Annotated in this window: 18 protein-coding genes and 1 pseudogene; 8 read left to right on the forward strand and 11 right to left on the reverse strand. The window is 63.0% G+C overall.

Annotated features, from left to right (window positions below):
• Window positions 1-196: pseudogene (locus tag QTL95_RS16175) on the forward strand (UDP-glucuronate 5-epimerase); the annotation flags it as partial.
• Window positions 197-208: 12 nt separating this feature from the next.
• Here the strand turns inward: QTL95_RS16175 and QTL95_RS16180 are convergent.
• The 6 genes from QTL95_RS16180 to QTL95_RS16205 form a co-directional block, all read right to left on the reverse strand.
• Window positions 209-1,984 (reverse strand): putative bifunctional diguanylate cyclase/phosphodiesterase, encoded by a 1,776-nt coding sequence (locus QTL95_RS16180; RefSeq protein WP_289720952.1) that lies wholly within the window; start codon window positions 1,982-1,984, stop codon window positions 209-211.
• Between the two features lie 175 nt (window positions 1,985-2,159).
• The gene (locus QTL95_RS16185) at window positions 2,160-3,080 is read right to left on the reverse strand and encodes an NAD(P)-dependent oxidoreductase (RefSeq protein WP_289720953.1); all 921 of its coding nucleotides are present in this window, start codon (window positions 3,078-3,080) and stop codon (window positions 2,160-2,162) included.
• Window positions 3,077-4,063 carry a D-erythronate dehydrogenase gene (gene denD, locus QTL95_RS16190; protein ID WP_289720954.1) on the reverse strand — a complete coding sequence of 329 codons (987 nt, stop codon included), beginning with the start codon at window positions 4,061-4,063 and terminating at the stop codon, window positions 3,077-3,079. Before denD ends, QTL95_RS16185 begins: the two co-directional genes overlap by 4 nt.
• A 134-nt stretch (window positions 4,064-4,197) precedes the next feature.
• Window positions 4,198-7,398, reverse strand: a complete 3,201-nt coding sequence (locus QTL95_RS16195; RefSeq protein ID WP_037186272.1) for an efflux RND transporter permease subunit — start codon at window positions 7,396-7,398, stop codon at window positions 4,198-4,200.
• Window positions 7,399-7,587: 189 nt separating this feature from the next.
• Window positions 7,588-8,775 carry an efflux RND transporter periplasmic adaptor subunit gene (locus QTL95_RS16200; RefSeq protein ID WP_289720955.1) on the reverse strand — a complete coding sequence of 396 codons (1,188 nt, stop codon included), beginning with the start codon at window positions 8,773-8,775 and terminating at the stop codon, window positions 7,588-7,590.
• Window positions 8,776-8,819: 44 nt separating this feature from the next.
• The gene (locus QTL95_RS16205; RefSeq protein WP_289721018.1) at window positions 8,820-9,629 is read right to left on the reverse strand and encodes an alpha/beta hydrolase fold domain-containing protein; all 810 of its coding nucleotides are present in this window, start codon (window positions 9,627-9,629) and stop codon (window positions 8,820-8,822) included.
• A 171-nt stretch (window positions 9,630-9,800) separates the two neighbouring features.
• Here QTL95_RS16205 and QTL95_RS16210 point away from each other — a divergent pair, with 171 nt between their 5' ends.
• A complete protein-coding gene (locus QTL95_RS16210; RefSeq protein WP_289720956.1) occupies window positions 9,801-10,712 on the forward strand; it encodes a LysR family transcriptional regulator in 912 nt (303 codons plus the stop codon).
• Window positions 10,713-10,951: 239 nt separating this feature from the next.
• Here the strand turns inward: QTL95_RS16210 and QTL95_RS16215 are convergent, their stop codons facing one another.
• Window positions 10,952-11,692 carry an SDR family oxidoreductase gene (locus tag QTL95_RS16215; protein WP_289720957.1) on the reverse strand — a complete coding sequence of 247 codons (741 nt, stop codon included), beginning with the start codon at window positions 11,690-11,692 and terminating at the stop codon, window positions 10,952-10,954.
• A 121-nt stretch (window positions 11,693-11,813) separates the two neighbouring features.
• On the opposite strand from QTL95_RS16215, the gene QTL95_RS16220 reads away from it, so the two are divergent.
• The 3 genes from QTL95_RS16220 to QTL95_RS16230 are packed head-to-tail and all read left to right on the forward strand — an operon-like array spanning window position 11,814 to window position 13,688.
• Window positions 11,814-12,707: a LysR family transcriptional regulator gene (locus QTL95_RS16220; protein ID WP_289720958.1), complete on the forward strand. Its 894-nt coding sequence runs from the start codon at window positions 11,814-11,816 to the stop codon at window positions 12,705-12,707.
• 44 nt (window positions 12,708-12,751) lie between these two features.
• Entirely contained in the window at window positions 12,752-13,066 is a 315-nt protein-coding gene (locus tag QTL95_RS16225) for a hypothetical protein (RefSeq protein ID WP_289720959.1), read from the forward strand.
• Window positions 13,067-13,097: 31 nt separating this feature from the next.
• Window positions 13,098-13,688: a DNA-3-methyladenine glycosylase gene (locus QTL95_RS16230; RefSeq protein ID WP_289720960.1), complete on the forward strand. Its 591-nt coding sequence runs from the start codon at window positions 13,098-13,100 to the stop codon at window positions 13,686-13,688.
• Here QTL95_RS16230 and QTL95_RS16235 read toward each other — a convergent pair whose 3' ends face one another.
• Genes QTL95_RS16235 through QTL95_RS16245 form a run of 3 tightly spaced genes read right to left on the reverse strand, consistent with a single transcriptional unit; the run spans window position 13,689 to window position 16,906 of the window.
• A complete protein-coding gene (locus QTL95_RS16235; protein ID WP_289720961.1) occupies window positions 13,689-15,230 on the reverse strand; it encodes a DHA2 family efflux MFS transporter permease subunit in 1,542 nt (513 codons plus the stop codon).
• Window positions 15,223-16,449, reverse strand: a complete 1,227-nt coding sequence (locus QTL95_RS16240; RefSeq protein WP_289720962.1) for an HlyD family secretion protein — start codon at window positions 16,447-16,449, stop codon at window positions 15,223-15,225. Before QTL95_RS16240 ends, QTL95_RS16235 begins: the two co-directional genes overlap by 8 nt.
• The gene (locus QTL95_RS16245; protein ID WP_289720963.1) at window positions 16,442-16,906 is read right to left on the reverse strand and encodes a MarR family winged helix-turn-helix transcriptional regulator; all 465 of its coding nucleotides are present in this window, start codon (window positions 16,904-16,906) and stop codon (window positions 16,442-16,444) included. Before QTL95_RS16245 ends, QTL95_RS16240 begins: the two co-directional genes overlap by 8 nt.
• A 231-nt stretch (window positions 16,907-17,137) precedes the next feature.
• Between QTL95_RS16245 and QTL95_RS16250 the strand changes: the two genes are divergently transcribed.
• The 3 genes from QTL95_RS16250 to QTL95_RS16260 all read left to right on the forward strand — a co-directional run bounded on the left by QTL95_RS16250 (window position 17,138) and on the right by QTL95_RS16260 (window position 23,355).
• The gene (locus tag QTL95_RS16250) at window positions 17,138-18,682 is read left to right on the forward strand and encodes a cation:proton antiporter (RefSeq protein WP_289720964.1); all 1,545 of its coding nucleotides are present in this window, start codon (window positions 17,138-17,140) and stop codon (window positions 18,680-18,682) included.
• A 306-nt stretch (window positions 18,683-18,988) separates the two neighbouring features.
• On the forward strand, window positions 18,989-20,164 hold the full coding sequence (locus QTL95_RS16255) for an efflux RND transporter periplasmic adaptor subunit (RefSeq protein ID WP_289720965.1): 1,176 nt from the start codon (window positions 18,989-18,991) through the stop codon (window positions 20,162-20,164).
• Window positions 20,161-23,355: an efflux RND transporter permease subunit gene (locus QTL95_RS16260; protein ID WP_289720966.1), complete on the forward strand. Its 3,195-nt coding sequence runs from the start codon at window positions 20,161-20,163 to the stop codon at window positions 23,353-23,355. Before QTL95_RS16255 ends, QTL95_RS16260 begins: the two co-directional genes overlap by 4 nt.
• Here QTL95_RS16260 and QTL95_RS16265 read toward each other — a convergent pair.
• Window positions 23,350-24,357: an acyltransferase family protein gene (locus QTL95_RS16265; RefSeq protein WP_289720967.1), complete on the reverse strand. Its 1,008-nt coding sequence runs from the start codon at window positions 24,355-24,357 to the stop codon at window positions 23,350-23,352. The two genes, QTL95_RS16260 and QTL95_RS16265, sit on opposite strands and share 6 nt — an antisense overlap.
• Window positions 24,358-24,364 lie beyond the last annotated feature (7 nt).

Here is a 24,364-nt window from a genome sequence, read left to right on the forward strand (position 1 = left end):
TACGGTGGAAAAGGCGCTCGGCCGTCCGGCCAAGCGCAAGATGCTGCCGATGCAGAAAGGCGACGTCCCGCGCACCTTTGCGAGTCCCGACCTTCTGATGGCGCTCACCGGCTACAAGCCCGATACGACGCTTGAGGTCGGCGTCAAGGCCTTCGTCGATTGGTACCTGGAAGCGCACCGCGAACTCGACGGCTGAACAGGGATTGCCCTAGTTGAGCGTGACCTTGGCCTGTTCGCCAAGCGCGAAAACATGATCGATTTCTGATGCCGGCATCGGCCGGCTGAGCGCGAAGCCCTGCAGGGCGTTGCAGCCGAGCTTGGCCAGTGTCGCGGCGTGGCTCTCCGTCTCGACACCCTCGGCAATGACCTCGACATTGAGCGCCCTGGCGATCTCGACGATCGACTTGACGACGTGGCGCTGCTCCGCCGATGTATCGACTTCGTCCACCAGCTGCCTGTCGATCTTCAGGCGCGCCGGGCGTAAGCGCACGAGACCGATCAGCGAGGCATGGCCGGAACCGAAATCGTCGATCTCGATCTCGATGCCCATCTGCTTGATCCGGTCGACGCTTTGCAGCAGTTCGTCGTCGCAATCGTCGAGGAAGATCGTCTCGACGAGCTCGAAGACGATGGCGTTCTCGGGAATGGAAAGCTTCCTGAGATCGTCGATCAGCAACGGATCGTAAAGCCGCGGTCCGGAGATGTTCACCGCGATCCGCGGCATCCGTACGCCGCGTTCCTCCCACCCGCGCCGGTCGTCGAGCACGTGGCGCAAAATGGCCGCATCGATCTCCGCCGCCATGCCGAATTCATCGGCGATCTTCAGAAAGATCGCGGGCGAGAGAATTCCACGTTCGTGGTGCTTCCACCGCGCCAGCGCTTCGACCCCGACGATCTCACGCGTGTGCGCATCGACCTGCACCTGGTAGAACGGCACGATATCGCCCTGCTCCAGCGCGAGCTTCAATTCCTCGGCAAGCCGCCGCTTGCCCATGAGCTCGTCCTTCAGCTGCTGCGAAAAGAACTCGATGCGATCGCGGCCCGAAGCCTTGGCGTGATAAAGCGCAATATCGGATTCGGCGAGCAGATTGGCGTCGTGCCGGTCCGCCGACCACGAAATGCCGATCGAGGCGCCCGATTGCAGCAAAGCCGATCCGAAACGGATCTTCTTGCGCAGGCGCCGCTGCACGTCGCGCGCGATGAGCTTCATATCGTTGATGCTGTCGAAATTGACCAGGATGATGACGAACTCGTCCCCGCCGATGCGCGCCGCCATGCCATTCTCGGGAATCGCCGCCCCGATGCGAAGCGCCGCCGCCCGCAACACCGCATCGCCCGCCGCATGGCCGTGGCTGTCGTTGATCTGCTTGAACTGGTCGAGGTCGAGATGCAGCACGGCGAGCGTCGAAACCGTGGGATCCTCGGCCAGCTGCGCCAGCCGCTTGTCGAACAGCCGGCGGTTGGGAAGGCCGGTCAGGTAATCGTGCTCCGCCGCATGCTCGATCCGCGCATTGCTTTCCTCGAGCGCGAGTGCGCGGGCTTCCGCCACCGCGCGTTGCCTCACTACATCGTCGTTGAGCAGCACATCCGCCGTTACATCCCACTCCGCGCCGATGAAGGACGGCGCGCCGTCCTCGCTGACGTAGAAATGGGCGCGCGAGCGGATATGCCGGATCTCGCCGTTCGGCCAGATGATGCGGAATTCGGAGTTGTACTGACCGCGCCGGGCGACCGCCTCGTCGAACTCGCGAATGGCACGCTCGCGATCGTCAGGGTGAATGGCGCCTTCCCATATGGCGGTCGGTACAGCCCGCGTTTCCTCACCGGTTCCGTAAAGTCGGTGCATCTGGATATCCCAGGTGATCACCTCCTCGTCGAGATTGTGTTCCCACACGCCGATCTGCGATGCGTCGAGCGCGAGCTCCAGCCGCCGCAGGAGGTCCTGGAATTCTCGTTCCGAGCGGGTGGTATCAGCAGGTGCCAACGTTATCCAAGCCTCACCGTCACAGGAGCCGCATATGATCTCGGCGTAGAATGCACGAACATTTCCAGACCTCAGAACCAACCCTTAGGTGAGAGCTTAATTAGAACACCCTAAAAATCCCTCAATGATTGCATCGCTGCAATCCTGAATATTGTTCGGTACGCATTCGTACATCTCAAATCTGTCCGGCGCGCTTCACGCGTCCGTTCTTTGCTTCCAGATGCAACAGCAACCCACTGTGGTCGGTCTCGCCTCCGCCTTCCCTTTCGACAAACGCCGCGAATTCGGCGCGGACCGCTTCGGTCAACGGCAATTGCAGTGACAGGCTCGCTGCCTCCGCGACGATATTGTTAAGATCCTTGAGCTGCAGCCGCGAAGGACCGGCGCCGCCGAAGTTGCGATCGACCATGCGCTGCCCGTGAATGTCGAGAATGCGGCTCTCGGCGAAGCCGCCCCGGATCGCCGCTCGAAACGCGGCTGGCGAGCCCCCGCCGGCTTCCACCAGCATCATCGCCTCGGCCACCGCTCCGATGGTGATCGCCACGATCTGCTGGTTTCCGAGCTTCGCGAGCTGACCGCAGCCGCTCGGCCCGACATGCGTCACCCGCCCAAGCGGCGCAAAGACATCCGCCAATTGATCGATAAGCGTGGCATCGCCACCTGCCATGACCGCGAGCGTCCCGGCGCTGGCGCCGACCACGCCACCGGAGACAGGCGCATCGATATGCCGGACGCCTCGCTGGGCAAGCCGTGCCGCGTGATCACGCGCCGCTTCGGGCGTGATCGAACTGCAGTCGATCACAACGGCACCCGATGCGAGCGCCTCGGCCACGCCCTGCGAGAACAGGACATCCCCGACCGCATTGCCGTCCGACAGCATGGTGAAGACAACGGAGGCACCTTCGACGGCCGCGACCGCTGTACCGGCGACAACAGCACCATCCACGGCCAGCGCCTCGGCCTTCCTGATATCGCGGTTCCAGACCGCGACGCTGAAGCCCGCATGAAGCAGCCGCCGCGCCATAGGCGCGCCCATCAGCCCCGTGCCGAGGAACGCAATGTGACGATGCGCCCTGTTCCGTTCTTCACCGCTCATTCGATCCGCCCTTCCATCTCGTCTTCTATATGTACGCGAATGATCTCCTCGAAACTCGTCTCGGCCTTGAAGCCCAGGCTGATCGCCCGCTCGGCCGCAAATGCGCGCGGCCATCCCTCGACGATCCGCAACACGAGCTCGTCGGGTTCACGCCGGATCAAACCAACAGCGGCCTCCCCGGCAATCGAACGCAGGGCTTCGATCTGCTCTCCGACCGACGCCGAAACGCCGGGCATCGTCAGGCTGCGGCGCGAGCCGAGCGGCTGCAGGTCGATGCTCGCCGCATGCAGGAGAAACCCGACCGCCGAGCGCGGCGACGCATGCCAGTGGCGGATGCTGTCGGGCACCGGCAGCACGGCCTTTTGCCCTGCCAGCGGCTCGCGGATGATGCCGGAGAAGAAGCCGGACGCAGCCTTGTTCGGCTTGCCGGGTCGCACGCAGATCGTCGGCAGGCGAATGCCGATCCCGTCGATGAAGCCGCGCCTGGTGTAATCGGCAAGCAGCAGCTCGCCCATAGCCTTCTGCGTGCCGTAGCTCGTCAGCGGCGTGAGGTTGAAATCGTCGGGAATGATATCCGGCAGCGGAGCGCCGAAGACGGCAATCGAGGACGTGAATACCACGCAGGGCCGATAACTGTCTTCGAGATGTGCAAGGCGGATCGCCTCGAAGAGCGCCCGCGTCCCCTCCAGGTTGATGCCGTAGCCCTTCTCGAAATCAAGCTCGGCCTCGCCGGATACGATCGCCGCCAGGTGGAAGATGACGTCGGGCCTCGTCGCCACGATGCGACGCGCCTGCCCTGGCTCGGATATGTCGAGTGCGCTGGCGTCGAGCTTGCCCGGATAGCCCGGCCAGAGCGGCGGCTCGACGACGTCGACAAGCGTCAGCCGGGTGATCGCCTGGCCCGCGAGCGTGCCATCGGCGACCAACCGCGCGGTGAGCTTGCGCCCGATCATGCCGGCGGCGCCGACGATTGCGATGTGCATTGAATGCCTCCTCAAGCGACCTGGACGACTCCCCTCATCCGATCCACCTATCAAGACATAACCGCATGCCCACGGCATGCAAACAGAAAAGGCGGGGACATGCCCCGCCTTTCGCGTTTCGCAGTGAGGAAGCCTTACTCGGCCGCCAGCCGGATGACCTCGGCCTCTTCCTCGGCGTGCTCGCCCTCCTTGTGCTGGATAAGCGGACGGTTGCCCGTCAGCTTGCGCACCAGCACATAGAAGACCGGCGTCATGAAGATGCCGAAGAAGGTGACGCCGATCATGCCGGAGAACACCGCCACACCCATGGCGGCGCGCATTTCCGCACCCGCCCCCGTCGAGACGACCAGCGGCACGACGCCCATGATGAACGCCATCGACGTCATCAGGATCGGGCGCAGACGCAACCGGCTCGCCTCGATCGCCGCCTGCACCGGCGTCCGCCCCTCGAACTCCAGCTCACGGGCGAACTCTACGATCAGGATCGCGTTCTTCGCCGAGAGACCGACAAGGACGACGAGGCCGATCTGGGTGAAGATGTTGTTCTCTCCACCGGTGAGCCAGACGCCGGTCAAGGCGGCGAGCACACCCATCGGCACGATCATGATGATCGCCAGCGGCAGCGTCAGGCTTTCATACTGCGCGGCCAGCACCAGGAAGACCAGGAGCAGTGCGAGCGGGAAGACGACGACGCTCGAATTGCCGGCCAGGATCTGCTGGTAGGTCAGGTCGGTCCACTCGAACTCGATGCCCGGAGGCAGCGTCTCGTTGAGGATCTTCTCGATCGCCGCCTGTGCCTGACCGGACGAGAAGCCTGGTGCCGGACCGCCGTTGATATCGGCGGCGAGGAAGCCGTTATAGCGGTTCGCGCGCTCCGGACCGGTGCTCGGATCGACCTTCAGCAGCGCCGAAAGCGGGATCATCTGGCCCGAAGCCGAGCGAACCTTCAACTGGCCGATATCCTCCGGCTGCGCCCGGAACTTCGCATCCGCCTGCACACGGACGCTGTAGGTGCGGCCGAAGGCGTTGAAGTCGTTCACATAGAGCGAACCGAGATAGATCTGCAGCGTCTGGAAGACGTCGGTGACGGAAACCCCCAGCTGCTCGGCCTTGGCGCGGTCGAGATCGGCATAGAGCTGCGGCACGTTGATCTGGAAGCTGGAGAACAGCCCGGCCAGTTCAGGCGTCTGGTAAGCCTTGCCGAGAACCGCCTTGGTGGCTTCGTCGAGCGCTTGGTTGCCCAGGCCTGCGCGATCCTCGATCTGCAGCTTGAACCCACCCGTCGTGCCGAGACCGTTGACCGGCGGCGGCGGGAACATGGCGATGAAGGCGTCCTGGATGACGCCGAACTTCTGGTTCAGCGCCATGGCGATCGCCCCACCCGACAGGTCCGGCGTCTTGCGTTCCTCGAAGTCCTTCAGCGTCACGAAGACGATGCCGGCGTTCGAGGAGTTCGTGAAGCCGTTGATCGACAGGCCCGGGAAGGCGATGGCATGTTCGACGCCCGGCTGCGCGAGCGCGATGTCGGTCATCCGCTTGATCACGTCTTCCGTGCGGTCCAGACTTGCGGCATCCGGCAGCTGTGCGAAGCCGATCAGATACTGCTTGTCCTGCGACGGCACGAAACCGCCGGGAACGCTGGTGAACATGCTGTAGGTCGCGCCGACAAGCGCAAGGTAGATCACCATGACGATGCTCTTGCGCGACAGCAGGCCACCGACGCCTCGCCCGTAGTAGCTGGAGCCTGCGCCGAAGGCGCGGTTGAAGCCGCGGAAGAACCAGCCGAAGATCGCGTCCATGAACCGCGTCAGCCAGTCCTTAGGCGCATGGTGACCCTTGAGCAGAAGAGCGGCCAGAGCCGGAGACAGCGTCAGCGAGTTGAAGGCCGAGATGACGGTCGAGATGGCGATCGTCAGCGCGAACTGGCGATAGAACTGGCCCGACAGGCCGGAGATGAAGGCCAGCGGCACGAAGACCGCGACCAGCACGAGCGCGATCGCGACGATCGGACCCGACACTTCCCGCATGGCCTTGTAGGTCGCCGCCCTCGGACTGAGCCCCGCCTCGATGTTTCGCTCGACGTTTTCGACAACAACGATCGCGTCGTCCACGACGATACCGATCGCCAGCACCAGTCCGAACAGACTGAGCGCGTTGATCGAGAAGCCGAAGACGTACATCACCGCGAAGGTACCGATGATGGAAACCGGAACGGCGATCAGCGGAATGATCGAGGCGCGCCATGTCTGCAGGAACAGGATGACGACGAGAACGACGAGGGCGACGGCTTCGAGCAGCGTGTCGATGACCTTCTCGATCGAGGCACGGACGAACTTCGTCGTGTCGTAGACGATCTGGTACTTCACGCCCTGGGGCATCGCCAGCTGCAGCGTGTCCATGGTGGCGCGGACGTTGTCGGCGATCTCGATCGCGTTCGAGCCCGGAGCCTGGAGCACGGCGACGGCCACGGCGGGCTTGCCGTCGAGCAGCGAGCGCAGCGTATAGTCGGCGGCGCCGAGTTCGATGCGGGCAACGTCGCGCAGGCGGGTGATCTCGCCATTGGCGCCCGTCTTGACGATGATGTTGCCGAACTCCTCGGGCGTCTTCAGGCGTCCCTGCGCGTTGACGTTCAGCTGCAGGTCGACGCCGGCAGGACTGGGCGATGCGCCGATGATGCCGGCCGCGGCCTGTACGTTCTGTGAGCTGACGGCATTGCTGATGTCGCTGGCGGCGAGATTGTGCTCGGCTGCCTTCTGCGGATCGATCCAAACGCGCATCGAGTAGTCGCCGGCGCCGAATACCTGCACCTGGCCGACGCCGGCGATGCGGGCGAGACGATCCTTGACGTTCAGCGTCGCGTAATTCCGGAGATAGGTGATGTCATGATCGTCGCCGTCGGAGACGAGATTGACCACCATGATGAAGTCGGGCGAGCTCTTGACCGTGGTGATGCCGAGCGCGCGCACCTCCGTCGGAAGCCGCGGTTCGGCCTGCGAAACGCGGTTCTGCACAAGCTGCTGCGCCTTGTCGGGATCGGTGCCGAGCTTGAACGTCACGGTGACGTTCAAGACGCCGTCCGACGTCGCCTGGCTGGACATGTAGAGCATGCCCTCGACGCCGTTGATCTGCTCTTCGAGCGGCGTCGCCACGGTTTCGGCGATGACCGACGGGTTGGCGCCAGGATAGGTGGCGCGCACGACGATGGAAGGCGGTACCACTTCCGGATATTCCGAAATCGGCAGCGACCGAAGGCCGATAAGGCCAGCGACCACGATGAGGACCGATAGAACCCCGGCGAACACCGGGCGGTCGACAAAGAATCTGGAGATATTCATTTCAAAGCCCTCTCCGGGATGAAATTGGATGCAACGACCCTCTCCGGCGGTTGGGATGCCGCCGGTAGGGGTAAACTGGATGTCTAAATGCCCCTCTGGCCTGCCCGCGATCTTCCCAAGAGAGGGGAAAATTCGCGGCGGGATGATCCCTCCCCCTTGTGGGGAGGGGTTGGGGAGGGGTCTTGCGTACTAGTTGGTGGCGACCTTCTGTTCCATCTCGGGCGCAACCACCGCGCCGGGACGGATACGCTGCAGGCCGTTGACGACGACCTTCTCGCCGACCTTCAGCCCGCTCTCGATGACGCGCTGGCCATCGTGAAGCGTGCCGAGCCGGACCTGGCGGTAGTTCACCTTGTTCTCGCCATCGACGACGAAGACGAACTTCTTGTCCTGGTCGGTGCCGACGGCACGATCGCTGACCAAGGTCTTGGTCTCGGCCTTCGGCTGGCCCATGCGCACGCGCACGAACTGGCCGGGGATCAGCTTGCCGCCGGGATTGTCGAACACGGCGCGGACGCCGATGGTGCCGCTGGCGGCATCCACCTGGTTGTCGATCAGCTGCAGCTTGCCCTTGATCGGCGTACCCTCGTCGGCGAGCGTACCCACCTCGACCGGGATCTGCTCGACGGCGGGGACGGCATCGTCGGATGCCGGCAGCTGCGCCAGAGCCTTGCTCACCATTTCCTCGCTGGCGTTGAAGCTGGCGTAGATCGGATCGACGGAAACGAGCGAGGTCAGCTCCGAGGAGGCGGAGCCGGCAGCGACCAGATTGCCGACGGTGATATCGATCTTGCCCGCGCGGCCGGCGACCGGCGCGCGCACTTCGGTGTAACCGAGCTCGAGGTTTGCGGACTGAAGCGCGGCCTGCGCGGTGCGAAGGCCGGCCTGCGCCTCGGTAAAGGCGTTCTGCCGCTGGTCGAGATCGCTCTGCGAAATGGTCTTGCTGTCGGACAGCCTGCGGCCGCGCTCGAGCTCGATCTGCGCCAGGTTCACCTTGGCCTGGGCCGACGCCACCTGGCCTTCGGCCTGCGAGACGGCAGCCTGGTAGGGAGCCGGATCGATGGTGAAGAGCAGGTCGCCTGCTTTCACCAGCGCACCTTCGCGGAAATGCACCGACTGGACGGCACCGGCGACGCGCGAGCGGATCTGCACGCGATCGACGGCTTCGAGCCGGCCCGAAAACTGTTCCCACTCGGTCACGTCGTTGCTTGCGACGACGGCAACCGTCACAGGCACAACCGGAGGCGGTGCTTCGGCGGTGGCTGCCGTTGCGGTAACACTCATGGGCAGCTCGAAAAATAGTGCTGCGGCTGAAACGGACGCAGCAAGGCTCAGACCGGCGCCCGCGAGGGCCCAGCGCTTCTTTCTGGACGTCATTGTTATTCTCCTTACGGCCCTCGGCCGGAAATGGTCAGTAATCTCTAGGCAATGGGTTGTCGGCGTTTGTCCCCGACGAAGCTTCCGAACTCACGGATCATGGTCTCGCGCCATCCGGAAATATTCTCAGGCGTCCCGCTGTAAATCGAAGACCAGCCAGCCCCGGCGGGGAGGACCTGCTGGCGAACGGCCACGCCGGCCTGCTTCAGGCGGTCGGCATAGCCAAGCGTTTCATCGCGAAGAGGATCGTCCTCGGCGGTGAAAACCAGTGCGGGCGCAACGCCCGCGATACGGGAACAAAGGCACGGCGCCGCATAGGGATGGCAGCCGCCGCCGCTGAGATAATGGCTCCAGCCGTCCGCCCAGCGCTGCCGCATGCCGATACCGTCGGCCTTGCGGATCGAGGACGTGCCCATGAAGGGATCGAGCAACGGAGAAATCAGGATCTGGCCGTCGAGCGCGTCGGCATAATGGTCGCGCGCCTTAAGCGCGACGCCGCCGGCAATGTTGCCGCCCGCTTCGACGCCCGCCACCAACAGCAGCGAGTTGCGGTCGCCAAGCCCGGAGGCGCGCTTGTTCGCCATGTAGGAAAACAGCGAGTAGCCGACTTCGAGAGGCTTGGGGAACACGTTGCCCAGCGGCGAATTGTAATCGGGAACGACCACGATGGCGCCGGCATCGGCGATACTCTCGGCGATCGCGTTGTCTTGGAGACCTTGCTCCAGGAACGCTCCGCCGTGGAAGAACAGCACGATCGGCGACCCTTTGCCGTATTCGGCGCCTTGGTAGACGCGCGCGGAAACGGGGCCAGTGGCCACCTTCTCCAGCAACATGTCCTTCACCTGAACCGCCATGGTCTTTTCCAGTTTTTGCTTCATCGAAGCACCATATTGCCTAGCGAAGCCGCTTGCAATTTCTGGAAAAAAGATATTGTTATTCACATCGCGGAATAAGAAGCTTCAACGCGATTACACTGTTCCAATTTTCGAACAATACCGCAGTGCAAACTGCCAAGGTGATTTCCGATGGACCAATTCTCGGCAATGCGCGCATTCATCCGCGTCGTAGAGACCGGCAACTTTACCAGGGCCGCCGATACCCTTTCCATGCCAAAGGCGACGGTAACCAATCTCATACAGGGCCTGGAAGCGCATCTTCATACCAAGCTGCTCAACCGCACCACCCGCCGCGTCATGGTGACGACGGATGGCGCGCTCTATTACGAACGGGCGGCACAGATTGTCTCGGAGATCGACGAATTGGACGGCAGCCTGTCCAATTCGCAGGGCCTACCGAGCGGCCGCCTGCGCGTCGAAATGGCCGGCGCCTTTGCCGACTGGATCGTCGTACCGGCGCTTTGCGAGTTCTACCAGAAATACCCCGATATCCGCATCGATCTTGGCGTCGGCGACCGAACTGTCGATTACCTCGCGGAAAACGTCGACTGCGCGCTGCGCGGCGGCACGCCCGCCGACCAGTCGCTGATCGCCCGCCGCGTCTCGGAGGTCGAGATGATCACCTGTGCCGCGCCTCTGTATATTGAAAAGTTCGGCATCCCCACGCGTCCGGAAGAGCTTGAAAACGATCACTATTCCGTCAGTTATTTTCGCGCCCAGACCAACCGGACGCTTCCGTTCGAATTTAACAAGGACAACGAGAAGATCGAGATCAACGCCCGCTACATCGTGTCGGTAAACGATAGCCGAACCTTCGTCACGGCGGCGCTGAACGGTCTCGGGATTGCCCAATTGCCGCGCTTCATGGTTACCGATGCGCTCGCAAAGGGCGACCTCGTACAACTGCTTCCCGAGTGGAACCGCGATCCGTTGCCGCTGTACATCGTCTATCCGCCGAACCGGCATCTGAGCAACAAGGTGCGCGTCTTCGTCGACTGGCTGGTGAAGCTTCTGGCCGACGCCAAGCTCAACGCCGCCTGAAACAAATGCGGCCCGGAAGATCGATCTTCGACGGGCCGCAACTGCATGATTTCGGTTCTTGCTCTGTCCGCACCCGCCGCGTCACCAGGGAAATGGCCCGGCGGATATTTGAGGTATGACATCAGGAATTGGAGGAGTTCCTTCAGTCCCTACCCCACCAATATAGGACTTTTGCTGCGCGAATGTAAGAGCAGACCGCAGCAGTTCACCATCCCCGGTCGTCTAAGCTTCGTGTGAAATCAGACCATGCCGCCGTTCGCGCGCAGAACCTGACCATTGATCCACGAGCCATCGGGTCCAACAAGGAATGAGACGGCGGCGGCGATATCCTCCGGCGTTCCGAGCCGCTCCAGCGGGTTCATCTTTGCAAGCCGCGAGACCAGCTCCTCGGACTTCCCGGTGAGGAACAGATCCGTCGCGGTCGGCCCCGGCGCCACGGCATTGACGGTGATCTCGCGACCACGCATTTCCTTCGACATGATTGCGGTCAACGTCTCGACGGCTGCCTTGGTGGCGGCGTAGATGCCGTAGGTCTCGAGCTTCAAGCCGACCACCGAGGTCGAGAAATTGACGATCCGGCCGCCATTGCGCAAGCGCTTGCCGGCTTCCCGAAGCGTGTTGAACGTGCCCTTCAGATTGACATCCATCAGCCGCTCGAAATCCGCATCCTGCGCCTCCGATATCGGCGACAACGCCATGATGCCGGCATTGTTGACCAGCACGTCGACGCCGCCGAAAGCAGCTTCCGCCGCATCGAACATCCGGCGCACCGCCTCGGCATCGCTCACATCGGCCTTCGCCGTCAGCGCCTTGCCGCCGGCCTGCTCGATTTTGCGGGCCAGTTCCTCGGCGGGAGCGGCATTGCCGGAATAATTGACGACGACGGTGAAGCCGTCGCGGGCCAACCGCTCGGCGATCGCCGCACCAATGCCTCGCGATGCGCCGGTGACGATCGCAACCTTGCTTGCAGATAACGTCATTGTCGTTCTCCTTATGCTCTTGCGCCTCGGCGCGTTCCGGTGACCATAGAATGCAACTTTCCCATCGCCGCATAATCACCTATTGTTCGCCATCACTATCCGGATAGGTCGAACAAAAGACATGGACCGATTTGATGCCATGCGGGTCTTTTGCCGCATCGTGGAGCGCCGTAGCTTCACCGCTGCGGCCGAGGATACCGGCCTTCCCCGCTCCACGGTCACGGACGCCGTCAAGCAACTGGAGGCGCGTCTCGGCGTGCGCCTTCTGCAGCGAACGACCCGCCACGTCAGCCCGACGCTCGATGGGGAGGCCTATTACCGCCGCTGCCTCGGCATCCTCGCTGATATCGAGGATGCCGAGGCCGCATTTGCCGGCGCCAAGCCGAAAGGGTTGCTCCGTGTCGATGTTCACGGCACGCTGGCGCGCCATTTTGTCCTCCCGAACCTTCCGTCGTTTCTCGAGACCTACCCCGATATAGAACTCTACATGAGCGAGGGCGACCGGCTGGTGGATCTCGTGCGCGAGGGGATCGACTGCGTGCTGCGTGTCGGCACCCCGCAGGACAGCGACATGGTTGCGCGTCGGGTGGCGATGCTGGAGGAGATCACGCTCGCCTCACCCGCCTATCTGGAAAAATACGGAACACCCGAGCATCCCGACCGCTTGGACGGCCACCGGATGGTCGGCTTTCACTCCAGCGCCACCGGCTCGCTCGTGCCGCTCGAATTCCTGGTGGACGGCGCGATCCGCAATGTAGTGCTGCCCGCGACCCTCTCGGTCAACGCTGCCGAAAGTTTCCATTCCGCGGCGAGGCTGGGGTTCGGCATCATCCAGGTCCCGCGCTATCACGCCGAACGCTTCGTTCGATCAGGCGAACTCGTCCATATTCTCAAGGATTTCCCACTGACGAAGACGCCCGTCTCGCTGCTCTACCCCCGCAACAGGCAACTATCGCCGCGCGTGCGCGTTTTCATCGATTGGCTGGTCACTGTCTTTGCTCGACAATCCGGGTGAAAGGCGCTTCACTGGCACGATCGACAGCACGAGGAGATATTCTCATGACCATCTCGGACATCACGGTGCACCAGAAGGACGGCGGCTTCCTCGTCGCATTCAGCGATCAGGCGGGAGACCGGATCGAGGTCACGCTTTATACGGTCGCTTCTCCTGGTCTGACAGCGGACAACGCGGTCAGCCGCGCCAAAGCCCTGCTTGAAAAGGCCGCCAAGAGCACCCACACCGACGACCGCAGCAACAGGGACGCCGCCTCGCTCGAAGAAGAACTCGACGAAGGCCTGGAAGACACTTTTCCGGCCAGCGACCCCGTCTCGGTCACCAGCTCCGCGACCGCCCACCCCAAGACCGGTCACTAGTGCCGATGCGGCAGCCGGAACGCAGGGTTAGATGAATTCCCCAACCGGTGCGATCGGCACCGCTCCCCTATCCGGCGGGCACCTTGCCGATTTCTTCGCTCGCGATGCCGTCACCGTTGCCCGTGATCTCCTGAGCTGCCATCTCCTCGTCGGCGAGACCGGTGGCCGCATCGCCGAGACGGAGGCCTATTTCCCCGACGACGAAGCCTCGCACAGCTTTCGCGGCCCGACCCGGCGCAACGGCGCGATGTTCGGCAAGCCCGGCAATGTCTATATCTACCGCATCTACGGCATGCACTGGTGCCTGAACTTCGTCTGCACGCCGGGATCGGCTGTGCTGATCCGCGCGATCGAACCGGATACTGGTATTGCCGAGATGATATCCAGGCGTGGCACCGATGCCCTGCCTCAGCTCTGCAGCGGCCCCGGAAAGCTCTGCCAGGCGCTCGGTGTCGATATGGACCTCAACGATCGGCTGCTCGACCGCGCACCTTTTTCACTGACCCGCACCGCGCCTGTCGAAATCCTCACCGGAAAGCGGATCGGCATCACGAAAAATGCCGAAGCACCATGGCGCTTCGGCATCTCCGGTTCTCGTTATCTCAGCAAGCCGTTCCGCTGATCATTCCATCACGGCGCTGTGGTCCATGACCGGCGCGACCTTTGGCCGGCGCAGCAGCAGCACCAGCGGAATGACCGCCAGCGACATGATCATCAGCAGCTTGAAGTCATCGATATAGGCGATGATCGTCGACTGCAGCGTGATCAGTTCGTTCAGCGCCGCGCGCCCGGTGGCGGTAAACGGGCTCAGCCCCTGCGCCGCCGCACTCTCGAACGCCCTGTTGAACGGCGTCACGTAGCCCGCGATGTTTTCGTGGTTGATCTGTCCGTTCTCGACCAGCAGCGCGGAAACGATCGAGATGCCGACGCTGGACCCGATATTACGCGACAAGTTGTAAAGACCGGTGCCGTCGCCGCGCATCTCCGCCGGCAGCGTCGAAAACGCGATCGTCGTCAGCGGCACGAACAGGAAGCCGAGCCCTGCGCCCTGGATGAAGCCGACCGATATGATCGTCCACTGCGAGACATCGGGCGTCCAGCCGGTCATGTCGTACATCGCCCACGCCGTCAAGCCGAGGCCGAGCACCAGGAGCAGGCGCGTGTCCACCTTGCCGATCAGCCGCCCGACGACGAACATGCACAGCATCGTCCCCATGCCGCGCGGGCCCATGACGATCCCGGCCGTGATGACGGGATAGCCCATCAGCGTTTGCAGGTAAGGCGTCATCAGGGCCAGGGAGGCCAGATAGGTGATGCCGATCACGAAGATGAAGATCATGCTGACCGAGAAGTTGCGGTCGAGGAAGAGCTTCGGATTGACGAAGGATTTCTCCGACGTCAGCGTATGCACGACAAGCAGATAGAAGGCCGAGGCGCAGATCACCGCTTCGATGATGATCTCGCCGGAGCCGAACCAGTTGAGCTGTTCGCCGCGATCGAGGAAGAGCTGCAGCGATGCGATGCCGAGGCTCATCATCCCGAAGCCGAACCAGTCGAGCTTGGCCAGCGCATCTAGCTTGGTTTCGGTGACGTAGATCATGATGCCGGCGAAGGCGAGCGCCCCGATCGGAACGTTGATGTAGAACACCCAGCGCCAGCTGATATTGTCGGTGAGCCAGCCACCGATGACGGGACCGAGCACCGGCCCCACCATGACCGACACGCCGAACAACGCCATGGCCGAGCCACGTTCTTCCGGCGTGTAGATATCGAGCAGAATGCCCTGCGACAGCGGCACCAGCGACGCCCCGAAGAAGCCCTGCAGCAGGCGGAAGGCCACGATCTGGTTGAGCGATTGTGCAAGGCCGCAGAGCACTGATGCGACGACGAAGCCGATGATGGCCGTGAGCAGCACCCGTTTGCGGCCGAACTTGGCGGCAAGGAAGCCCGACGGCGGCGTCATGATGGCGGCCGCCACGATATAGGAGGTGAGGACCCAGTTGATCTGGTCGGCGCTCGCCGAGACGCTGCCCTGGATATAGGGCAGCGCGACGTTGGCGATCGTCGTATCCAGCGCCTGCATGATGACGGCCAGGATGACGCAGGCCGTGATCATGCCGCGATTGGCGACCGGGGTCACCGCGGCGGAGGGAGCGTTACTCATGATCCTTACCGCCGGAACGGCCCAACAGCTTCGAAACGAAATCAGGAAGGCCACGTGCGTGATCGGTATCGACGTCGACCACCGTGCTCATGCCGACGCGGAGCGGCGGCTTGCCGGCGGCATCCTCGATGCTGACGCGCATGGGAATGCGCTGCACGACCTTGACCCAGTTGCCGGTCGTGTTCTGTGCCGGCAGCAGCGAGAAGCTGGAGCCGGACGCCGGGCTGATGCTCTCCACCTTGCCCTTCCACTCGACACCCGGATAGGTATCGACATAGATCGTCACCGGCTGGCCAGGCTTGACGTAAGTAAGCTCGGTTTCCTTCGGGCTCGCCGCGATCCAGAGATTGTTGTTGGAGACCAGCGAGAAGGCCTGCGTCGATGCTTCCAGGTAGGAGCCCGGCTGCAACGCGTTCACATTGGTGGCGATGCCGTCGAACGGCGCCTTGACGACGCTGTGGTCGAGCTGGCGCTGCGCGTCGTCGACCTTGGCCTTGGCTTCGAGATAGAGCGGGTTCTGTTCGACCGGCTGGTCGGCGCTGCCACCGAGCTGGGCGAGCGTCGCGGCCGCATTCGCCTTGGCGACAGCCACCTTCTGATGGCCGGCGTCGAGATTGTGCTTGGCCTGATCATAGGCGGTGCGGGTCGCGGCGGAGCTGTTAAGCAGGTTCTGCTGGCGGTCGAACTCCGTCTGGTAGTACGGAATGTCGGCCTCGGCCTGCGTGATTTCGGCGAGCGACTGCTGGTAGCTGGCCTTCAGGTTCAGGATCTGGTTTCGCACCGCGCCAAGCTGGGCTTCGGCCGCATCGAGCGCGATCTTGAAGGAATCCTGGCGCAGGCTGAAGAGCACCTGCCCCTTCTTGACGGCCTCGTTCTCATGCACGTTGATCTGCTCGACGATCCCCGACACATCGGTCGTCAGCCCCACCATGTCGGCCTGGATATAGGCGTTGTCGGTGGACATGACCTGGCCGCCGTTGACGTAGTAATAGCCGCCGACGACGAGCGCCACCGGCAATAGCGCGAAGAGAACCGGGCGCGTGAGACTGCGCCGGCGGCGGACCTTGATGCCGCCGGGCGCAGCCACTGCGGTGGCGGGCGCTGAATTGGATGAAGGCGCCTCGGCCACCGTTTCCTCGCGGAGGGAAACGTCGTTTTCGTCAACTGGGGTCTTTGCATTCGCGTCGGCGACGACGCGCAGGGAGGATTTGTCAGCCATGATTGGTCTCGTTTGCAGCCAGGGGGGTCCGGCAGGCCTGTACTAGGTTCGTCTTCATTCCGGACAGGATTTCAAAGAGCAGGTCTCGCTGTTCCTGGGGTATCCCGTCCAAAGCTTCGCCGCGCGTTATCTCTCCAATCTCGCGCATCTCCGCCACGAGCGGATGAGCTTCCTCACGCATGTAGAGGAGCCAGATGCGGCGATCGGTCGGATGCTGCCGGCGCTCGATAAGCCCGCGCTCCGCGAGCTTGTCGAGAATGCGTACAAGCGTGATCGGCTCGATTTCCAGGATCTCGGCGAGGCCGCCCTGATGGATGCCTTCGTTCTTCGCCAGATGGGCCAGCGCCTGCCATTGCGAACGCGTCAGCCCAAGACATTTCGCACGCTGTTCGAAACGCTTGCGAAGCAGGCGTGCGACATCGTGCAGGAGAAAGCCGAGGGTAGATTCGTTGTTCATGAAGACCAGCGCAGAACTAATAAGCACGCTTATAATGTGTTCAGATATATTAAGCCTGTGCGCTGCACAAGTGGGCATGAAACAGAATCAGCCGTTGCGACGAAAATGCCGCAGGTGCTGGGAAAGCGTGGCTTACCTCCGATAACCGGCCAAGCATGCAGCCGCTGGCAACACCGCCTCTCGACCCTAGATTTCCAGACGAAACCCTCTGTTCAACAACCCGGAGCGACCATGGCTTTTTTTGAGAGCATGCTGACGCTGATGCTCGTCGCCATCATCTTCCTGCAGTTCTCTCGCAAGTTTCTCGTGCCCTATCCGACGATGCTCGCGATCGCCGGTCTTCTTGTCGCTTCCATCCCATGGGCGCCCGAAATTGGCTTCGATCCGCAGCTTGCGCTGGCGCTCTTCATCGCTCCTGTCCTCTTCGACGCCGCCTACGATCTGCCACCGCGAACTCTGAAGCAGAACTGGCTGCCGCTGATCGCGCTGGCCGCCATCGCGGTGATCCTGACAACGGCCGCCGTCGCTTTCGTCGGCGTAACCCTGGCCGGCCTGCCGATTGCCGCAGCCATCGCGCTCGGCGCCATCGTCGCGCCGCCGGATGCCGCGGCCGCAACCGCCATGCTCGATCGGTTCGACTTGCCGAGGCGCACCTACATCGTGCTCAAGGGCGAGAGCCTCCTGAACGACGCCGTCTCGCTGCTCGTCTTCAGCGCAGCCGTCGCCGCCGCCGCGAGCCCGACCTTCTTCGCCAGCGTCCTGCCCGAGATCGCCTTCGCCATTCCCGGCGGCGTGCTGGTCGGCTATGCCGCCGGGCGCCTCTACATGGCCATCGGCACCAAGCTTGCGGGCACGCTGGGCGGAACACTGCTGGAGTTCGTCGCCACCTTCGGCACCTGGGTGCTTGCCGAGCGCCTGCATTTCTCCGCCATCCTCGCCATCGTCGTCTATGCCATGGTGATCGCCCGCTACATGCCGGAACGTCAGTCCGCCCGCCATCGGATCCATTCCTATTCCGTGTGGGAGGCAGCCGTATTCATGTTGAATGTCCTGGCTTTCCTGCTGATGGGACTGCAAGCCCGCCAGATTATCCTCGATCTCGATGCCGACCGGCTCGATCTTGCGATTGCGCTCGCCACGGCCGTCTTCCTCACCGTCATTGTCGTGCGCATGGCGTGGGTCATGTGCTACGGCCGGATCATGGCGCTTCTCATGCGCAGGCGGGCGACGCGCCAGCGACCGCCAACCTTTGCCATGAGCCTCGTCGATGGCTGGTGCGGCATGCGCGGCCTCGTCACGCTTGCGACGGCGCTCGCCCTGCCCCTGGATTTTCCGTCGCGCGACATCATTCTCCTTTGCGCGCTGGCCGTCGTCCTGGGCACCCTCATCATCCAGGGACTGACACTCGGGCCCTTGATCCGCATCCTGAATTTCGCGCCGGATCACTCTTGGGAACAAGCGCTCTCCGCCGCTCGCGTCACGTTGCTCGATGCCGCACTATCCGAACTCGAGGACAAGACGACGAAACCGGCGAAGATCTTGCGCGAGGTTTACACATCCGAGCGCGACATCGCCCGCGATGGCAAACATCCCCGCGCGGTAAGCGAGTTGGACGATCTGCGGCGCGGTATCATCGCTGCCAAGCGCCGCACCCTGGCGGACATGCGCCGCCGCGACGACATCGACGACGACATCTTCCATATTCTGGAACGGGAACTCGACTGGGCGGAAATGGCCGCCGCCTCGCCCGGAAGCGATGAAATCATCGAAAGCTGACACACCCTCACGGGTTTCAACAACAGTTGATGTTTCGACTGATTGGCATTTGCAATTCGGCATGAGCGCCGTTTATAGTCGAAATCCAGAGGGTTACCGTAACGTCAGAAATTCCTGAACACTCGATTTCTCGCATGCAAACCGTGGTCCGCATTCGCCGCAATCACGACCTCTACAGAGCATGAGCGACCGGGAGCCTGCCTCCCGTGTCGGAGCAGACAGACAAGACCGACCTGCAGACATGAACAGCAACCAATCAGCATAGTTTCGGCGGCAAGTTTCGGCCGCCCGCAATGGGGAGCCGCCATGCCGTACTCGCTTCGACATCTCCTGACCGTTGGATCCATGGCACTCTTGCCAATGACGGCCGCAGCGCAACAGGCCGCCCCGCCTCCGCCGCCCGTCTCGGTCGCCAAGCCCGTCGTCCGCGACGTCATCGACAACGACGAGTTCATCGGCCGATTCGAACCTGTCGATCAGGTCTCTGTCCGCTCCCGTGTCGGCGGCTATCTGCAGGAGGTCGATTTCACGGATGGCGCCTTGGTGAAGAAGGGAGACCAGCTTTTCGTCATCGACCAGCGCCCCTTCATCACGAGCCTGAACGAAGCGAACGCGGCGCTCGAGGTGGCGAAGACCACGCTGTCTTACGCCGAGACCCAGTTTAACCGCGCTCAGAGCCTCGCCAATAGCGGCAGCCAGTCCGTGTCCACCCTCGATGATCGGCGGCGCGACTGGATCTCGGCCCAGGCCAACGTGCGCGGCGCCCAGGCATCCGCCGAGCGCGCGGCGCTCGACATGGAATATACGAAGATCACCGCCCCCCTGAGCGGGCGCATCGACCGCCGGCTGATCTCCGCCGGCAATCTCGTCCAGGCAGACCAGTCGATCCTGACGACGATAGTCTCGCTCGATCCGATCGATTTCTATTTCGACGTCGATGAGCGCCGCCTGCTGAACTTCGCCGACACCGCGCGCAAGCAGGGTCAGGTTCTGCAGCAGGGTGGTGGCGGTGTGGATGTTTCGGTGACCATCTCCGACCCGACCGCGAAACCCTTCAAGGGCAAGCTCGACTTCGCCGAAAACCGCATCGACAACGAGAGCGGCACCATCCGCATCCGCGCCCGCTTCGCCAACCCCGACCTCGTCCTGCAGCCCGGCCTCTTCGGCCGCATCCAGGTAGAGGCATCCAACACCTACAAGGCGGTGCTCGTGCCCGACGAAGCGATCGGCTCCGATCAGAACGAGCGCGTCGTCTATGTGGTCGGCCCCGACAACAAGGTCTCGACCAAGCCGGTGCGTCCGGGCCCGCGGCTCTACGGCTACCGCGTCATCCGCGAAGGCCTCGACGGCAGCGAGACGATCATCGTCAACGGGCTGATGCGCGCTAGACCCGGTGGTACCATTACACCTCAGATGGTAGAGCTTCCCCAGGAGCGCCGGGATACGCCGCCGGATTCGGTGACCACGGAGAACGGCCAATGAGGTTCGCTCATTTCTTCGTCGACCGTCCGATCTTCGCGTCGGTCATCTCCATCCTGCTGCTCGTCGTCGGCGGCATCGCCTATACCCAGCTCCCGGTCTCGCAATATCCCGAGATCGCGCCGCCGACCATCGTCGTGCGCACCTCCTATCCGGGCGCCGACCCGCAGACCATCGCCGATACCGTCTCGACGCCGCTCGAGCAGCAGATCAACGGCGTCGAGGACATGCTCTACATGTCCTCCTACTCCAGCGCCGACGGCGCCATGTCGCTGACCATCACCTTCAAGCTGGGCACCGATCTCGATAAGGTGCAGGTGCTCGTGCAGAACCGCGTCTCGATCGCCCTGCCCCGCCTTCCCGAGGAAGTGCAGCGGCTGGGCGTCACCACCGACAAGAGTTCGCCCGACCTGATGATGGTCGTGCACCTCCTGTCACCGTCGCATCGCTACGACCAGCTCTACGTCTCGAACTACGCTCGCAACCGCATCCGCGATGTCCTCGTGCGCCTCGACGGCGTCGGCGATGTACAGATCTTCGGCGAGCGGCAATATTCCATGCGTATCTGGCTCGATCCGGAAAAGCTCTCCGCCTACCAGATGACCTCGGATGACGTCGTCCAGGCGCTACGCGACCAGAACGTCCAGGTCTCGGGCGGCAAGATCGGCGCCCCGCCGGTCACCGGCAAGAACGCCTTCGAATACACCGTACGCACCGACGGCCGCTTCTCCGATGTCCGCCAATTCCGCTATACCATCGTCAAATCGACGACATCGGGCCGACTGGTGCAGTTGCAGGACGTCGCCCGCATCGAGCTCGGCGCACAGGATTACGTCACCAACAGCTACCTCAACAACGACCCGGCCGTCGCACTCGGCATCTTCGCCCGCCCCGGAACCAATGCGCTGGATACCGCGCATGAGGTGCAGGGCATCATGAAGGATCTCTCGCAGAACTTCCCGCAGGGGCTGGAATACCGCATCGTCTATGATACGACCGAGTTCATCTCGGACTCCATTTCCGAGGTCTACCGGACCATCGCCGAAGCCGCGATCCTCGTGGCGATCGTCGTGCTCGTCTTCCTGCAATCCTGGCGCACCGCCCTCATCCCGATCATCGCCATCCCGGTATCGCTGATCGGCACCTTCGCCGTGCTCTTGGCCTTCGGCTTCTCGCTGAACATGCTCACCTTGTTCGGCCTGGTGCTCGCCATCGGCATCGTCGTTGACGACGCCATCGTGGTGGTGGAGAACGTCGAGCGCAACCTCGCGCTCGGCATGACGCCGAAGGAGGCTGCCCATGTCACCATGGACGAGGTCGGCACCGCCGTCGTCGCCATCTCGCTGGTTCTGATCGCCGTCTTCGTGCCGACGGCCTTCATTCCCGGCATATCCGGGCAGTTCTACAAACAGTTCGCCGTCACCATCTCGGTGACGACGGCGATCTCCGCGCTGAACTCGCTGACGCTGTCGCCGGCGCTCGCGGGCATCCTGCTCAAGAGCCATGACCACGAGCACAAGCCCGCCAACATCGCGACCCGCTTCGGCCGCGGCCTTGCCAACGGCTTCAACCATGGCTTCGACCGCCTCAGCGCCGGCTATTCCTGGATCATCAGGCATCTGGTAAGCAGCTGGGTGGGCTTGACCGCTTCGCTCCTGGTCTTCGCCGGCCTGCTCGGCGCGACCTATTATATCGGCACGAAGGTCCCGTCTGGCTTCATTCCGACCATGGACCAGGGCTACGCCATCATCGTCGTGCAGCTGCCGGATGGCGCCTCGCTGGAACGCACCGATGCCGTCGTCAAGCAGGTCGGCGATATCGCCCGCACCGTTCCCGGCGTCGGCAATGCGGTCCAGTTCGCCGGCTTCAGCGGCGCCACCTTTACCAATGCATCGAATGCCGGCGTTGTCTTCGTGCCGTTCAAGTCCTTCGCGGAGCGTGAGGAAGGCGGCGAGACCGCGAACAAGATCATCGGCGAGCTCTTCGGCAAGCTGCAGAGCATCCAGGAAGCCTTCATCATCGCCATCCCGCCGCCATCCGTGCGCGGCGTCGGCAATTCCGGCGGCTTCAAGATGCAGATCCTCGACCTCGAAAACGCCGACATGACGCGGGCGCTCTCGCTTGCCCGCCAGATGATGGGCGCGGCTGCCACGACCGAGGGCCTGACCGGCGTCTTCACCACCTTCTCCGACGCCAGCCCGCAATACTTCCTGGCGATCGACCGCGACAAGGCACGCTTCCTCAACGTGCCCATCCCCAACATCTTCAACGCGCTGTCGATCAATCTTGGCGTCGCCTATGTCAACGATTTCAACGCTTTCGGCCGCGTCTACCAAGTGCGCGCCCAGGCCGACCGGCAATACCGCATGGACCGCGACGATATCCTCGCGCTCAAGGTCCGCTCCGCCACCGGGGCGCTGGTGCCGCTCGGCACGCTCATGGACATCCAGGACGCCAGCGGTCCGCCGCTTGTCCAGCGCTACAACATGTATGTCTCTGTGCCGCTGCAGGGCAATCCGACACCCGGCACCTCGACCGGCGATGCGCTGAACAAGATGGAGGCGCTGGCGGCCAAGATATTGCCGCCGGGCACGAGCTTCGAATGGACGGAGCTCGCCTATCAGGAAACCCACACCGGCAACACGGCGATCTACATCTTCGCTTTATCGGTCGTCTTCGTGTTCCTGGCGCTCGCCGCGCAATATGAAAGCTGGGTGCTGCCACTGGCGATCATCCTGATCGTACCGCTTGCCGTGCTGGCAGCACTGATCGGTGTGTCGCTGCGCGGCATGGACAACAACGTGCTGACCCAGATCGGCCTGATCGTGCTGATCGGCCTTGCCGCCAAGAACGCGATCCTGATCGTCGAATTCGCGCGCCAGGCACAGGAGGAGGGAAAATCCGCGGTCGACGCCGCCGTCGAGGCCAGCCATCTGCGGCTGCGGCCGATCCTGATGACGGCTTTCGCCTTTATCTTCGGCGTCTTGCCCCTCGCCATCGCGACCGGCCCGGGCGCGGAGATGCGCCAGTCACTGGGGACGGCCGTATTCTCCGGGATGCTCGGCGTGACCCTGTTCGGCCTGTTCCTGACACCGGTCTTTTATGTCGTGCTCCGCCGTGGGCGCCGGAAGCCCGCCGAAGCCGGCGCGAGCGAACCGCCCGCATCCGCGGCAAATGCCGAGACTTCCTCATGACGGGCGCCTCGCCAGCGTGTTGCGCCGGAAGGGGTTGGCGGAGAGCAGACGGCGCAGCGGCTTCTCGATGACCTCGTAGGCGACCGCCCCAAGCGCCGTGCCGGCTACAACGGCGGCGAGGATCGTCGTCGTCGGCGACATATCGACGGTTCTTGCGATCTCGAGCACGAGCGAGATCGCCAGCGTGTGCCAGAGATAGATGGAATAGGACGCATCGCCGAGATAGGTGAGCAGCGGCACGCGGCCGATGCTGCCGTCTGTCTCAAGCGAGACCATGCCGTAGACCAGCGCCAAGGCGAGCGGCCCGCAGAGGCTTTCGTCGAAGCTCGCGCCCAGCATGAAGATGGTTGCGAAACCGGCGAGCGATGCCCCCACACAGGCAAGCCCGAGACTGGTCCCGGCAATCCAGCGACGGAGCCAGAGCTCGCCCAGAAACACCCCGCCCAGGAATTCGAGAATGATCGGCCTAGTGTAGGTGAACAACGCCGCCGATGCCGGCTGGACCATGAGGCCGACAGTGAAGAAGCCGCCGAACAGGACGGTCAGAAATATGAGCCTCCATCGGCGCGGCAGGAACAGCGCGCCGGCGAACAGTAAATAGAAGAACACCTGCAGATTCAGCGTCCAGCCCTGCACCAGCACCGGCCATATCTTGCCGCCGCTGGGCGAATGCATGGGGACGAAGAACAGCGACCCCAGCACATGACTGTTCGTCAGCTTGAGATTTGGGAACAGTCCGGCAATTGCGCCGGCAACCATGATCGCCGTCACCAACCAATAGGATGGGCCGATGCGTCGCAATCGCTCCAGCATGAAGACATGCGGCGTGACCGGTCGCTTCTCGCTCTTCACCCACATGATGAAGCCGCTGATGACGAACAACACGTCGATGCCGCCGGCGCCAATCGAGAAGTGATCTCCGTTGCGCTCCACGGCATGGAAAACCACGATTGCGAAAGCGGAAAAGGCGCGCAGATACTGGATACCGTAGAGCGTCTTCATGCGGATT

This window comes from Rhizobium sp. S152, from assembly GCF_030380735.1.
Classification (GTDB): domain Bacteria; phylum Pseudomonadota; class Alphaproteobacteria; order Rhizobiales; family Rhizobiaceae; genus Rhizobium.